This window comes from Adlercreutzia sp. (genome assembly GCF_056795635.1).
Genome location: NZ_JBQIIT010000003.1, coordinates 177,949 through 191,811, shown reverse-complemented (window position 1 = coordinate 191,811; position 13,863 = coordinate 177,949). Strand labels below are relative to the sequence as shown.

9 protein-coding genes are annotated in these 13,863 nt (G+C 64.7%); 8 read left to right on the top strand and 1 reads right to left on the bottom strand.

All coding sequences use genetic code 11. The annotated features are described in order from the left end of the window. The first annotated feature begins 29 nt into the window (after positions 1 to 29). Genes frr through dxr form a run of 4 tightly spaced genes read left to right on the top strand, consistent with a single transcriptional unit; the run spans position 30 to position 3,850 of the window. Positions 30 to 593, top strand: coding sequence for a ribosome recycling factor (gene frr, locus ACTOXK_RS02985; RefSeq protein ID WP_482277066.1), 564 nt, complete (start codon positions 30 to 32; stop codon positions 591 to 593). A 32-nt stretch (positions 594 to 625) separates the two neighbouring features. Further along, entirely contained in the window at positions 626 to 1,405 is a 780-nt protein-coding gene (gene uppS / locus ACTOXK_RS02980) for an undecaprenyl pyrophosphate synthase (RefSeq protein ID WP_482277067.1), read from the top strand. Then, positions 1,406 to 2,557 carry a phosphatidate cytidylyltransferase gene (locus tag ACTOXK_RS02975; protein ID WP_482277068.1) on the top strand — a complete coding sequence of 384 codons (1,152 nt, stop codon included), beginning with the start codon at positions 1,406 to 1,408 and terminating at the stop codon, positions 2,555 to 2,557. Between the two features lie 42 nt (positions 2,558 to 2,599). Further along, positions 2,600 to 3,850: a 1-deoxy-D-xylulose-5-phosphate reductoisomerase gene (dxr, locus tag ACTOXK_RS02970; RefSeq protein ID WP_482277069.1), complete on the top strand. Its 1,251-nt coding sequence runs from the start codon at positions 2,600 to 2,602 to the stop codon at positions 3,848 to 3,850. 193 nt (positions 3,851 to 4,043) lie between these two features. Here the strand turns inward: dxr and ACTOXK_RS02965 are convergent, their stop codons facing one another. Continuing rightward, positions 4,044 to 7,868 (bottom strand): VaFE repeat-containing surface-anchored protein, encoded by a 3,825-nt coding sequence (locus ACTOXK_RS02965; protein ID WP_482277070.1) that lies wholly within the window; start codon positions 7,866 to 7,868, stop codon positions 4,044 to 4,046. A 573-nt stretch (positions 7,869 to 8,441) separates the two neighbouring features. Here ACTOXK_RS02965 and ACTOXK_RS02960 point away from each other — a divergent pair. The 4 genes from ACTOXK_RS02960 (at position 8,442) to ACTOXK_RS02945 (ending at position 13,692) form a co-directional block, all read left to right on the top strand. Further along, complete coding sequence (locus ACTOXK_RS02960; RefSeq protein ID WP_482277071.1) at positions 8,442 to 9,548, top strand: site-2 protease family protein; 1,107 nt, start codon at positions 8,442 to 8,444, stop codon at positions 9,546 to 9,548. A gap of 99 nt (positions 9,549 to 9,647) precedes the next feature. After that, positions 9,648 to 10,694, top strand: a complete 1,047-nt coding sequence (locus ACTOXK_RS02955) for a PDDEXK nuclease domain-containing protein (RefSeq protein ID WP_482277072.1) — start codon at positions 9,648 to 9,650, stop codon at positions 10,692 to 10,694. Positions 10,695 to 10,810: 116 nt separating this feature from the next. Continuing rightward, the gene (gene ispG / locus ACTOXK_RS02950; protein ID WP_482277073.1) at positions 10,811 to 11,935 is read left to right on the top strand and encodes a flavodoxin-dependent (E)-4-hydroxy-3-methylbut-2-enyl-diphosphate synthase; all 1,125 of its coding nucleotides are present in this window, start codon (positions 10,811 to 10,813) and stop codon (positions 11,933 to 11,935) included. Next, positions 11,932 to 13,692 (top strand): proline--tRNA ligase, encoded by a 1,761-nt coding sequence (locus tag ACTOXK_RS02945; protein WP_482277074.1) that lies wholly within the window; start codon positions 11,932 to 11,934, stop codon positions 13,690 to 13,692. The genes ispG and ACTOXK_RS02945 overlap by 4 nt, the downstream gene beginning before the upstream one ends. Positions 13,693 to 13,863 lie beyond the last annotated feature (171 nt).

The window sequence follows — 13,863 nt, the reverse complement described above, 5'->3', positions numbered from 1 at the left end:
GCTCTGTTCTCTAAGAGGGAGGAAACCTCATGGCAGACATCGACGAGATTCTCATGGGCGCCGAGGAGCGTATGGAGAAGGCCGTTGCGGCGCTGAAGGACAACTTCGCCAGCGTGCGCACCGGCCGCGCCAACGCCATGGTGCTCGACCGCATCAAGGTTGACTACTACGGCGTGCCCACCCCGGTGAACCAGATGGCCGGCGTGAAGACGCCCGAGGCCCATCTGCTGGTCATCGAGCCCTGGGACAAGGGCGTGCTCCGCGCCATCGAACAGGCCATTCTGGAGAGCGACCTGGGCGTGACCCCGAACAACGACGGCAACGTCATTCGCCTGCCGTTCCCCTCGCTGACCGAGGAGCGCCGCCGCGACCTGGTGAAGCAGTGCAAGACCTACGCCGAGGAGGCTCGCGTGGCCGTGCGCAACGCGCGTCGCGATGCCAATTCCACCGTGGAGAAGGCCGTCAAGACCGACAACCTCCCCGAGGACGAGTCCAAGCGCGCCGAGGCTGAGATCCAGAAGATGACCGACAAGTTCGTGGCTGAGATCGACGAGGTCTTGAAGAAGAAGGAAGCCGAGGTCATGGAGATCTAATTGGTTCCTTGGGCGAACCCGCGAGAAACGATATGGTCAAAAGCTTAGACTACATATTCCCTCAGCCGCCCGCGGGGCTCGACCCCGCGGCGCTCGATTGCGACCGCATTCCCGAATCGGTGGCCGTCATCATGGACGGCAACGGCCGTTGGGCGAAGAAGCGCGCGCTCAACCGCCTGCGCGGCCACAAGGCCGGTATCGAGGCGGTGCGCGAGACCATTCGCTGCGCCTCCGACCTGGGGGTACGGTACCTCACCATCTACTCGTTCTCCACGGAGAACTGGAAGCGGCCCGAGGAAGAGGTCGTGGGGCTCATGGACTTGTTCGCCAAGACCATGCTGGCCGAGGTGGACGGGCTTCATGCCGAGGGCGTGCGCGTGCGCACCATCGGCGATCTGTCGCCGTTGCCCCAGGAGACCCGGGACGCCTTCGATGCCGCGTGGGAGAAGACCCGCGACAACGAGGGCATGACTCTGGTGGTGGCCGTGAACTACGGCGGCCGCCAGGAGATTCTGCGGGCCACGGCTGCCTGCATGCGCGAGGCGGTCCTGATCGCCGAGGAAACCGGCGCGGTGCTGGAGCCCACGGAGGAGATGTTCGAGCGCGGGCTGTACACCTGCGGCATGCCCGATCCCGACCTGGTCATTCGCACCTCGGGCGAGATGCGCGTGTCGAACTTCCTGTTGTGGCAGATCGCCTACTCCGAGTTCGTGGTGACCGATGTGCTGTGGCCCGATTTCGACCGCTACGAGTTTTTACGCTGCCTGCTGGCCTACCAGGGCCGCAACCGCCGTTTCGGGGGCGTGGCCTAAATGAGAGGCGGCATCTCCGACGACGAGAAGAAGAGCCGTGCCCGTCGGGCCCGCGAGCGGTTGCGCCAGAGCGCGCCGAGCATCAAGGGGGCCCGCTGTGAGCCCAAGGCCGAGCATATCGGCTTCGGCCTGCTGACCGACGAGGACGAGGAGCGCGAGCTGCCCCCGCTGGCCTGCGACCCCGCCTCGGCGCCTTCCGGGCCGCCGTGGCACTACGACCTTTCCGAGGAAGAGGAGCAGGCCCTTCAGGAGAAGCGCGAGACCCGTCAGGAGAAGCGCGACCGCCTGAAGCGCAAGGCCCTCGACAAGACTCCCCAGAAGCTGAAGAACCCCTCCGATCTGCAGGTGCGCTTCCGCACGGGCGCGGTGTACACGGCGGTGACCGTGGTGTGCGTGCTGGCGGGCAACATCCCCATGGTGCTCATGCTCATGGCCGTGGCTGGCATCTGTGCCGGGGAGTTCTTCTACATGCTGCGCTCCGATGCGAAGCTGCCCAACGAGATGCTCGGCATCGTCGCGGCGGTGCTCTATCCGGCGAGCGTGTATCTGGCCGGGCTCATCGGTGCCATGCTCGTGAGCCTGGGGCTGCTGCTGGCGCTGATCGTGTGGTACGTGTTCTGGCTGCGGGCCCGCATTCCCGATGTGGGCGTGAGCTTCTTCGGCGCGGCCTATACCGGGCTCTTGCTGTGCGGTCTCATCGTCATCCGGGTGTCGCTGCCGGAGCCGTGGGGCGGCATTGTGGTGCTGCTGCTGTTCTTGAGCGTGTGGGCCAACGATGCCTTCGCCTACCTGGTGGGCAGCAAGATCGGCCGCCACAAGCTGGCTCCGCGCACGAGCCCGAAAAAGAGTTGGGAAGGCTTCTTCGCGGGGCTCGTGGGCTCGGTGCTGTTCTGGTGCGCCATCTCCTTCGTGCCGGGCGTGACCATGTCCATCGTGCAGGCGGTGGCCTTCGGCGTTATCGCCGGGTGCATGGGTGTGCTGGGAGACTTGGCCGAGAGCCGCATCAAGCGCAACTCGGGCTTCAAGGATTCCGGCACCATCATGCCGGGCCATGGCGGTCTGCTCGATCGCAGTGACTCGCTGTTCCTCACCTCCATCACCGCCGCCATCCTCATGGTGGCCGGCGGGTGCATTCCCTACGTCGTCTTCTAGGGCGGCGTCTCGCCTTCTGTTCCCGACCTGAAAGGCAGGCCCATGAGCAAGCGCCGCATCGTCGTTCTCGGATCGACTGGCTCCATCGGCACCCAGACGCTGGACGTGGTGCGACAGCATGGCGACCAGCTGGAAGTGGTGGGGCTCGCCGTGCATGGGAGCCTGGACGGCCTGCTTGCCCAGGCCCGCGCGTTCGGCGTGCGCCATCTGGCCGTGGGCGATGCGGCCCTGGCCGGCGACCCCCGCTGTGACGAGGCGCGTACCCTGGTGGCTGCGCTGCCCGGCACTGCGGGCGAGAGCGAGGCCTCCTTCGCCGTGGGGCCCGAGGCGGTGGCGGCCCTGGCCCAGCTGCCCGAGGCCGATGTGGTAGTGAACGCCCTGGTGGGCGCCGCGGGCCTGCGGGCGAGCTACGATGCCCTGGCTGCGGGCAAGGTGCTGGCTTTGGCCAATAAGGAGTCGCTCGTGGTGGGGGGCGACCTCATTATGCCCCTCGCGGCTCGCCTCGACGAGCAGCGCCGCGCCGACGGCGTGGCCCCAGCCACGGGTCCGGCGGGGGCGCTCATGCCCATCGATTCCGAGCACGGTGCCATCTACCAGTGCCTTCTGGGGGAGAACCCCCGGGAGGTGTCCAAGCTGTGGGTGACAGCCTCGGGCGGCCCCTTCCGGGAGAAGACCCGCGACGAGCTGACGGCCATCACGCCGGCCCAGGCCCTGGCCCATCCCACCTGGAACATGGGGGCCAAAATCTCCATCGACTCCTCTACCCTCATGAACAAGGGCCTCGAGGTGATCGAGGCGCACCATCTGTTCGCCATGCCCTACGACCAGATCGAGGTGGTGGTGCAGCCTCAGAGCGCCATCCATTCCATGGTGGAGTTCACCGACGGATCGGTGCTCGCGCACCTCGGCACGACTGACATGCGCATTCCCATCCAGTTCGCCCTGTCCTATCCGGCTCGCTGGGAAGCGCCGGTGGCTCCCCTCGACTTCCGCACCCTGGGCACCTTGGAGTTTGCGGCTCCCGATACGGATACGTTCCGCTGCCTGCCTCTGGCCCGCCATGCCGGTGAGGTGGGGGGCACGCTGCCTGCCGTTATGAACGCTGCCAACGAGGTGGCCGTGGCGGCGTTTCTGGCCGAGCAGATCGGCTACTTGGACATTGCCGCCTGCGTGGAGGCCACTATGGACGCCCACGAGCGGGCGGCCGTCCAGATGGTGGAGAGCCTCGATCAGCTAGAGGCCGTGGACGGTTGGGCCCGCGCCCAAGCCCGCTTGTGGTGCGCCGCTCGCTAACCTCGCAGCACGCGCTGACGCTCCTTGTCGGCGCGGTCGACGAGCCACATGTTGATGACTCCCTTGCGGGTCATGCCGCGTCGGCTGGCTTCTTCGTCGAGAGCGGCAATGAGCCAGAGGGGGAGTGTGACCGTAATGGTTTTGGTCGTGGTGTCGAGTAGGGGCCGGGCGGCCCGGGGCCGCCCGGCTGTGGCTACTTGCGGCGATTGCGGAAGCTACACCAGGCCAGGGCCCCGCCGAAGCAGGCGGCCAGGGCCGCGATGCAGATGGGCACGAGGTTGCCGTCGCCTGTTTGGGCCAAGCGTCCGGGAGCGCGCGGGGCGTCCTGGCTCGGCTCGGGTTCCTGAGGCTCGGTCTCCTCGGTGCCGCCCGTGGGAGGCAGCGGCAGGTCGGGGTAGCCGTAGGTGACCGTCTGCCCCTCGTCCTCCAGGTCGGCGTGGAGGGCCACCTCCGCATCGCCATGGTAGAGCGACTCGAAGACGACGAGGCTCGCGCCATCAAGATCGGTGCCGGGGATGGCGATCTCCACTTCCACGATGCCATCGCTGTGCTCGGGCACGAAGGTCTTCTCGGCGGTGATGATCTCGTCGCCCACGGCGAAGGGCTCGCCGCTCTGCTTGTCCATGAGCAGGGCCACAAGGCGGTATTCGAAGCCCGGGGTGAGGCCCTGGTAGCTCACGGCATCGATGATCGTGACCCCTTCGGCCGGTTCGCCCTCGTGGGTACCGCTCACGCTGTCGCGGGCGGAGGTCGTGATGGTGATGGGGTTAGCGGTAATGGTCTGCTTGCGATCGTCGATATCGTGGTGGGCGGCCACCTCCGAGCCATCCTTGAGAAGGGTCTCGAACACGACCAACTCGGTGGATTCCTCGATGGCCGAGGCATCGAAGTGCAGCTCGATGTTCTGGTAGCCGTTGTAGTCGCTCGGCGTGAAGGTGGCGGATGCGGCCACCTCGGCCTCATCGGCGAGGAAGGGCTCGCCGGTGGACTTGTCCATCAGCACGGCTTGCAACTCGTAAGACTCGCCCGGCTTGAGGCCGGAATAGGTCACGCGATCCACGATGGACACATCGGCATCGGCGCTGATCTCGCGGTCGCAGAGATCGTTGGAGATGCCGTCATAGGCGCTCGTGCGGATGGAGGGGCGTCCGGCGGCGGTGTTGTTGAGCGTGCCCAGGTCGATGGCCAGGTCCTGGTCGCTCTCATCCACGACGATCTCATCATGGATCATCTGGAACAACTCGTTGGCGGGGCAGCGCAGCTCCTCCAATTCGTAGGTGTCGAAGGGCAAAGCTCCCTGCTCGTTGTCGGGATCGATGGCCGTGCCGTCGGCCCGCAGGCCGAACCAGGTGCCGGCGGTGGGGTCGAGGGCGTCTACGTCCAGGGTGAGGGGCATGCGGAAGCTGCCGTCGGGGGCGCGGAACTGCTCGTCGTTGCTGTTCGTGCGCTGGTCGTGGGGATGGGCTGCGGTGGACTCCGTGGAGGCGAGGCCGTTCTTGTCGGTGACGATGATGTGCCACTCGCCCGTCGTCTTGGAGGTGAGCTTAAAGGGAATGCCCGCTAGCTTCGCAGCCCCCTCGGCCCGCTTCATGAAACGCAGATCGGAGCGCACGACTTGATCGGTTACGAGGTCGCCGTTCTCCTCGGCGTCATAGGTCTCGATGATCTCGCCGTCGTGGTCGGCATCGGTGATGTGGCGCACGCGTACGGTGGGGTCGAGTCGGTAGCCCTCGGGGGCCTTCACCTCTTGGATGGCGTAGGTGCCGATGGGCATGGCGATGGTGCCGTCAGAGAGCTTGTAGAAATCGGATCCGCTCACTTTGTAGGGGAGCTGCGTCTCTTGCCCGTTCTTGTCCATGTGCGTGAAGCTACCTTCCGCGTCTTTCAGTACGAACGCGCCCTCATCGTTGGTGCGCACGACCCAGCTGGCTCGCGGCGTTAAGGGAGCGATGGACGACGCTGTGCCGTCCTTTACGTCATGATAGTCGATACGGAAGTGCGCGTCCCCCAGGGTCGCCGCACCTTGGGCAAAATTCTCCTTGCTTTGGGCATCCCGTTTCTGGATGAAAATGGACAGAGGGTTTAGCTTCGCCTTGTCGGTGACGGCGGTGGTGTTGACGCGGACCACGGTGCCGTCGCTGACGGTAACGGGGTAGATGCGGGTATCGAGGGCGAAGCCCTGGAGCGGACGCTTCGTCTCGCGCACCCAATAGGACCCTACGGGCAGCCCGTCGGCCCGGGCATAGCCGTCTCCCTCGGCTGTCAGGTCGGTGCGCAATTCGCGAGCGAGCTGCGTGCATGCCTCGTCGCGGTAGATGCCGTAGGTGGCGCCGGCGAGGGTATAGCCGGGATTGTTGTCGGTCAGCTCGGGATAATTCGATTGCTTGAGCAGGTCGATGGAGCCCTGCTGGGGCACGTCCTCGAAGGCGAGAGAGCTTACGGCCTCGGCATCGCTCGAGGCTTCCACAGCGAGAGCCTTGACGGACGACGCCAAGCGGAAGCCGGGGGGCGCGAAGAGCTCGGCAACGTAGTACGTGCCGGCCTCGATGTCCTCGACGACGTTGCTCGCGCCGCCGCTATCGGTCACGAAGGTGAAACTCGCGTTCTGGTCGGCCCAGGTGCGTGCCTCCTCCCAGGTGTCCCAGGTGCCGCTCTGGGCCTGGCGCGATGCCGCCTCGGCAGCAGATTGCCCGTCGAAGGCGGCGAACACGCCGTGCTCAAGGGAGTAGTTCCCATTGGCATCGGAGATGGCCGGCTCGGTAGACACCTTGGTAAGCTGGGCCTTCCCGGTGGTTACGGGTGCAGCGAGCAGGTAGCCCACGACATCCTGGAACTCGTTGCCCGTGGCGGCGGACATGGCATCGAATTTGTAGTAGAACTTGTACCAGCCCTGATACTGCGTCTGAGGCCCCGCATAGGTGCCCTTGAAAACGATGTAGTTATCGCCGGCGGGATTGGTGGTCACGGCGCCGTAGCCGTTGTTCACGTTGGACGACCCGCAGGTGCCGTGGGCCATGGCGCGGTTGGTGGGCGCTGTGCCCGAGCTGATGCCGGCATCGAAGAAGTCGCGGCCGGTGGTGACGTAGCGGTCGTAATAATGGCTGCCGGTCTGGGCCGTGGCGAACTGGGCGGCCGATCCGTTGCGGGCCGCCACCGTATCCCACAGGTAGAGGTCCACGGCGGCATCGAAGGAGCTGTCGTTCACATCGAGGAACCAGTCGTTGAAGTGGGTGCTGTTGGGCTTGCCGTTCTCCCATATCTGGGAAGCGCTGAAGAGCACGCCGAATCCGTAGCTGCCCACTTTTTCCGGCGGGAACCCGTAGGCCTTCTGCTTCTCGATCTGCTGGTCGGTGAAGTTCTCGAGGCGCGTGTGGGGGTTCAGCTGATAGCGCTTCTCGGCCTGCCCGGGGAAGGTGCGGGCGCTCTCACCGGATTCCGCAGCCCCCGTGGCCGCGCGCACGAGGCCGGGGATGTCGGAAGAGAAGGTGATCTCCTGGTCATCATAGGTGATGGTCACGTCGTCGGTGTCGAGGTCGGCCAGGACATAGCGCTCGTAGGCGGGATGGGCGGGTGAGAGCCAGAAGATGATCCCGAGGCTGTCGCGGCCCTCTTCGTAGGCGGCCGGAAGGCGTACCGTGCCCGCTTCGGCATCATAGGAGCACTCGGCGGTGATGTCGCGCTGCTCGTAGTTGAAGGCGGCGTAGTTCTCGTACACCTCGAAGGACAGGTTGTCGCCATAGTGCAGGGTGGCCGGATCGTCGTTCACCGTTACGACGAGGTCGTCCCCGTCGCGCAGATAGGGGGCCTCGTAACCGGCGTAGTCGATGGTCTCTCCGGCCTCATCCTTGAAATGGAGCATGACGGGCACGGTGCTTTGCTCGTCAGCTTGGGCGACGACGGTCGCCGGTGTGGTGAAGGGCATGATGCATGCCATGAGGAGGAACGCCATGATGGCGCTGACGATCTTTTGGGCGCGGCCCGGAGCGGGCCGCGCGAGGTCTGGACGAGTGGGATCCATGGAAGGCTCCTTTCTGCGCTGGCCCGGAAGGCGCGCGGGTCGATGGAAACGCCGAACGCGAGGGATGGCCCGATGTCCGAAGAGGGAAGAGGGGAGAGCTGGGTCGGCTCGCGTTCGACGGCGCCTACTGTAGGCTCCCAAAACCGTAGAAATGTCGCGGGAACATCGCACTTGATTCCCGCCGCGCACCGTTCCGGCGTCGTCCCAGAGCCTTCCCCAATTCCCCTTCCCGTCGCAGCGGCGTCGCTCGGGCAGCCGCCCGCAATTCCCGCTTCCGTCGCCCGGAACCGCCCGCGACAACGCTCTCCCGCTGTTTGGAGCCGCCCGCAATACTCGCTTCCGTCGCCCGGAACCGCCCGCCATGTCCGTCAGCGTCGCGTTCCGAGCCGCTCCGGCTTCCGTTTTCGCCGTAGCTGTGAAGGCCCCGTAGGCCCCTTGTAGTTATTTCAAGGGCGACCCTGCTGCGGGAAGGCGCGATCGGGGGCGCTCCTTATAATGAGCGGCGATACACGCCCGTCGGCCCGTCAAGGACGGGGCCGGCGACCAACGATTCTCATTCAAAGGAGTTAGTGAGTGGATATTCTCATCATGCTCGTGTGCGCCGTCATCACCATCGGCTTCCTCGTGTTCATCCACGAGGGCGGCCATTTCCTGGCGGCCCGCGCGTTCGGCATTCGCGTGACCGAGTTCATGCTCGGCCTTCCCGGCCCGTCGGTGGGCTTCACCCGCGGCGAGACCCGCTTCGGCGTGACGGCCGTGCCGCTGGGCGGCTATGCCAAGGTGTGCGGCATGGAGGCCGGCCCTTTGCAGCCGCACCTGCAGGAAGTGCTCGCGGCCCTGTACCGGCGCGGCACCGCCAACATGGAGGATGTGGCTCGCGATTGCGGCATTTCCGACGATGCGGCCTACGAGGCCCTGGAAGAGCTGGTGGAATGGGGCAGCGTCATCGGCCCGCAGAAAGCCGATCAGTTCAACACTTACCGTGCTCCGCGCGTGGCTCCCACGAAGCGCCAGCTCAAGAAGGCTACGGCCGCAGGCAAGGCACTGCCCTCCTATGAGCTGGGCGAGGCGCGCCCGGTGGAGAACGAGCGCGCCCTTTACGAAAGCGAGTACCGCCAGCAGTACCGGTCGCTGCCCTTCTGGAAGCGCTCGGTCATCCTGCTGGCCGGCATTGCCACGAACCTGCTGTTCGCCATGATCGTGTTCATCCTGGTGTTCTCGGTTATCGGCTTCCAGGTGCAGCACCCCGAGACTGGCGAGGTCACCACGATTCACGCCTCGGTGCTCCAGGCGCTTCAGGCCGGCTTCATGTACATCGGCATGGTGGTGCAGGCGGTGGCGGGCCTGTTCAACCCCGCGACGGCGGCCCAGACGGTGTCCGATTCCACCTCCATCGTGGGCATCGCCGTCATGTCGAAGGACTTCTTCCAGGCCGGTCTCGTGCAGGGTCTGGAGTTCATGGCCATGATCTCGGTGTCGCTCGGCATCATGAACCTACTGCCCATCCCGCCGCTGGACGGCGGCCGCTTCGTGGTGGAAATCTTCCAGAAGGGCACGCGCCGCACCGTGTCCCAGAAGGCCATGAACTACATGTCCATGGCCGGCATGGCCCTGTTCCTCGGCTTCTTTGTCATCATGCTGAACCAGGATATCCAGCGCTTCGTCTTTGGCAATTGGTAAGCCCTGCCGCGCACAGCGAAATGAATGATGTATGGGGACGGCTTGCGGGCCGTCCCTGGCTTTATAATAGGGCGACTTATCGCGTTCTAAGGAAAGCCTATGTCTGAGATTACAGCGCAGGACGGCGAACTCTTCTCGGAGATCTCGAGACTCATCCGCGAGAGCCACAAGCAGGTTGCCACTACCGTCAACGCTGAGATGACCGAGCTGTACTGGCAGGTGGGAAACGCCATCAATCAGAAGGTGCTCGGCGGCGAGCGCGCCGAGTACGGAGCGGATGTGGTGAGGGGCCTCTCGAAAAGGTTGACCGAGGCCTATGGACGCGGGTGGGGCGTTCAACACCTGCGTCACTGCATGCGCCTTGCGAAGGTATTTCCCCATGATGAGAAATTCTACGCACTGCGTAGAGAATTGAGTTGGACAAGCATGAGGACGCTTTCCTATATAGAAAACCCTGTAGAACGCGATTTCTACGCAGAAATGTGCAAGCTGAACCATTGGAGCTCGCGCACGCTGAATGGGCGCATCAAGTCCATGCTCTTCGAGCGTACAGCCATTAGCAAGAAGCCCGAGGAGACCATCGAGAACGACCTGATGCGGCTGCGAGAAACGGGTGAAGTGTCAGAGGAATTGGTGTTTCGCGACCCCTACTTCCTCGACTATCTCGGCTTGCGCGACAGCTATTCAGAGCGCGATTTGGAAACGGCCATCATTGCCGAGTTGCAGCAGTTCATTACGGAACTGGGGAATGATTTCGCATTTCTCGATCGACAAAAGCGCATCACCATCGATGGCGAGGATTACTATCTCGATCTCCTGTTCTTTCATCGGCGTCTGCGTCGTCTCGTGGCCATTGAACTGAAACTTGGGAAATTCGAAGCCGCGTACAAGGGGCAGATGGAGTTGTATCTTCGTTGGCTTGAGAAGCATGAAATGGTCGAAGGCGAGAATGCGCCTATCGGCCTGATTCTTTGTTCGGGCAAGAACGACGAGCACATTGAGCTCATGGGCCTTGATGAGGGAAGCATTCGCGTCGCAGAGTATCTGACGCAGCTGCCCGATCGAAAGCTGCTGGAAGAGAAACTGCGCCTCTCTATTGAACGGGCGCGGCGAAGAATAAGCGCAGCGAATGCCGAACGAGGGTAAAGGGAAAATCCGTTGCCGCTCTTGGAGAGGCGATACGAATGATGTGCAGGGACGATCGCGGTATCGTCCCTGCTCTATAATGGGGGAATCAGTTTCGTTCTCAGTAAGGAACGCCTATGAGTGACGCATTGAAGCCCTGCGCGCCGGAGGGCGCCCCGACGGCTACGGCCGACGGCTCGGCCTGCAAGCCCCATGATCGCACGCGCCGCGTGATGGTGGGCGCGGTTCCTGTCGGCGGCGGGGCGCCGGTGGCTGTGCAGTCGATGCTGAATGCCCCGGCCGACGACGTAGCGGCGAACTTGGCCCAGATCGAAGCCCTGGCCGAGGCCGGCTGCGAGATCGTGCGCATGGCCATTCCCCGCCGCGACTGCCTCGATGCCTTCGAGGCCGTGTGCGCCGCGTCGCCGCTGCCTGTGGTGGCCGACATTCACTTCGACGCCCGCATCGCCATCGAGGCGGCCCGACGGGGCGCGGCCAAGCTGCGCATCAACCCGGGCAACATCGGGGGCCTGGAGGCCACCCGCGCGGTGATCGCCGCCGCAGCCGAGGCGGCCATTCCCATTCGCATCGGGGTAAACGCTGGCTCGCTCGACGACGCCATCGCCGAGCGCCAGGACCTCACGCTGTCCGAGAAGCTGGTGGCCTCGGCCACCGAGTACGTGCGCTTCTTCGAAGACGAGTGCGATTTCCGCGACATCGTGGTGTCGGCCAAGGCCCACGACGTGCAGACCACCATCGACACCTATCGCCTGCTGGCTGCCGCGTTGCCTGCGGTGCCGCTGCACATCGGCGTGACCGAGGCGGGCACGGCCTTCCAGGGCATCATCAAAAGCGCCTGCGGCCTGGGGGTTCTTCTGGAAGAGGGTATCGGCGACACCATGCGCATCTCGCTCACGGACGATCCGGTGGTGGAAGTACGCGCCTGCTGGACGCTGTTGGGCTCGCTGAACCTGCGCCGCCGCAGCCCCGAACTCATCAGCTGCCCGACCTGCGGCCGTTGCCAGGTGAACCTCATCGGCCTGGCCCGTGAGGTGGAAGAGCGTCTCGCCGCCGTGAGCAAGCCGGTGAAGGTGGCCGTCATGGGCTGCGTGGTGAACGGCCCCGGTGAAGCCGCCGATGCCGATATTGGGGTGGCCTGCGGCGCGGGCTCGGGGGTTGTTTTCTCCCATGGTAAAATCGTTCGCAAAGTGCAAGAGTCGGAAATCGTTTCCGCCCTGATGGAAGAGTTGGAGAACCTATGATTCAAATCCTGCGCATGAGCAATCTGTACGCTCCCACCCTGAAGGAAGACCCGTCGGACGCCGATATTGCCAGCGCCCGCCTGCTGCTGCGGGCCGGCATGCTGCGCAAGACCGCTTCGGGCGTGTACACGTTTCTGCCCCTCGGGTGGCGCGTGCTGCACAAGATCGAGAACATCGTGCGCGAGGAGATGGACGCCGCCGGTGCCCAGGAGATTCTCATGCCCGCCCTGCAGCCGGCGAAGCTGTGGCACGAGAGCGGCCGCTGGGACGACTACGGCCCCGAGCTGATGCGCCTGTGCGACCGCCACGACAACGAGTTCTGCCTTGGGCCCACCCACGAGGAGCTCATCGTCGACCTGGTGCGCAACGAGCTGCGTTCCTACAAGGAGCTGCCGGTGAACCTGTACCAGATCCAGACGAAGTACCGCGACGAGATTCGCCCTCGCTTCGGCCTTTTGCGCTCCCGCGAGTTCATCATGAAGGACGCCTACAGCTTCAACGCCTCCCAGGAGTCGGTGCAGGAAACCTACGACGCCATGGGCGAGGCCTACAAGAAGATCTGCGACCGGTGCGGTCTGGAATGGCGCGAGGTGGAGGCCGACGGCGGCCAGATCGGCGGCAGCGTGACCGCCGAGTTCATGGCCCTGGCGGAATCGGGCGAGGCCGAGCTGGTGTACTGCTCCTGCGGTTACGCCGCCGATGCCGAGGCCGGTGCCTGCCTGGCCCGTCCCACCATGTACGAGGTGGAGGCCATGGAGAAGGTGGCCACCCCCGGCGTGCATACCATCGCCGAGCTGGCCGCGTTCCTGAACATTCCGGAATCTTCCACGGTGAAGGCCCTGTCCGGCAAGGACGCCGAGGGCAACCTGGTCTGCGTGTTCGTCCCCGGCGACCACGAGCTGAACGAGCTGAAGATCGAGGGCGTGGCCCCCGGCTTCACCCTGCTCACCGACGATGAGATGAAGGACTTCGGTCTGTGCAAGGGCTCCATGGGCCCGGTGGGCCTGCCGGAGAGCGCCCGCGTCGTCGCCTGCACGAGCCTGCAGAGCGTGTCTCAGTGGGTGGTCGGCGCCAACGAGGACGGCTTCCACTACGTGGGCGCCCGCCTCGGCCAGGACTTCTCGGTGGACGAGTGGGCCGACGTGTCCACGGTGAAGCCCGGTGACGGCTGCCCCGAGTGCGGCCTGCCCCTGGAGGGCGCCCGCGGCATCGAGGTGGCCCAGATCTTCCAGCTGGGCGACAAGTATTCCCGTGCCATGGGCGCGACGTTCATGGACGAGGAGGGCAACGAGGTCCCCTTCTTCATGGGCTGCTACGGCGTGGGTATCTCCCGCACCATGGCCGCCATCGTGGAGCAGCACTACGACGAGCACGGCATCATGTGGCCGCCGTCGGTGGCCCCCGCCCAGGTGTGCGTGGTGCCGCTGACCGTGGGCGACGACGAGGTGCAGCCCATGGCCGAGAAGATCGCCCGTGATTTGGCTGAGATCGGCTTCGAGGTGGTCATCGACGACCGCGATGAGCGTGCCGGTGTGAAGTTCAACGACGCCGACCTCATCGGCTGGCCCATTCAGATCGTCGTGGGCAAGCGCGGCCTGAAGGACGGCAAAGTGGAAGTGAAGCTGCGCCGCACCGGCGAGAAGAAGGACGTGTCGCTGGAGACCCTGGCCGAGCTCATGGGCTTCGCCCGCCGCGCCATGCGCAACAACACCATGCACGGTGCCGGCTACGGCAGCTTCGACGCCATCTTTAGCTAGGAGCGACGGCGAGCCGCGCGGGACGCCTTGGACGCACTCCGCGCAGGATACTTCGTAAAGCACCAGGTCAGAACCCCTGTCAAAGACTTTTGGCAGGGGTTTTCTCCTTCTTGAGGGGCTATGTCAAAGGGTTTTGGTGGTAGGGTGGTGCCCGTCATGTCACTCTGATTG

Excerpts from the sequence above, each read along its gene's own strand:
- frr (WP_482277066.1), top strand. The coding sequence starts at position 30 with ATGGCAGACATCGACGAGATTCTCATGGGCGCCGAGGAGCGTATGGAG.
- ACTOXK_RS02955 (WP_482277072.1), top strand. The coding sequence starts at position 9,648 with ATGTCTGAGATTACAGCGCAGGACGGCGAACTCTTCTCGGAGATCTCG.
- dxr (WP_482277069.1), top strand. The coding sequence starts at position 2,600 with ATGAGCAAGCGCCGCATCGTCGTTCTCGGATCGACTGGCTCCATCGGC.
- ACTOXK_RS02975 (WP_482277068.1), top strand. The coding sequence starts at position 1,406 with ATGAGAGGCGGCATCTCCGACGACGAGAAGAAGAGCCGTGCCCGTCGG.
- ACTOXK_RS02965 (WP_482277070.1), bottom strand. The coding sequence starts at position 7,868 with ATGGATCCCACTCGTCCAGACCTCGCGCGGCCCGCTCCGGGCCGCGCC.
- ispG (WP_482277073.1), top strand. The coding sequence starts at position 10,811 with ATGAGTGACGCATTGAAGCCCTGCGCGCCGGAGGGCGCCCCGACGGCT.
- ACTOXK_RS02945 (WP_482277074.1), top strand. The coding sequence starts at position 11,932 with ATGATTCAAATCCTGCGCATGAGCAATCTGTACGCTCCCACCCTGAAG.
- uppS (WP_482277067.1), top strand. The coding sequence starts at position 626 with ATGGTCAAAAGCTTAGACTACATATTCCCTCAGCCGCCCGCGGGGCTC.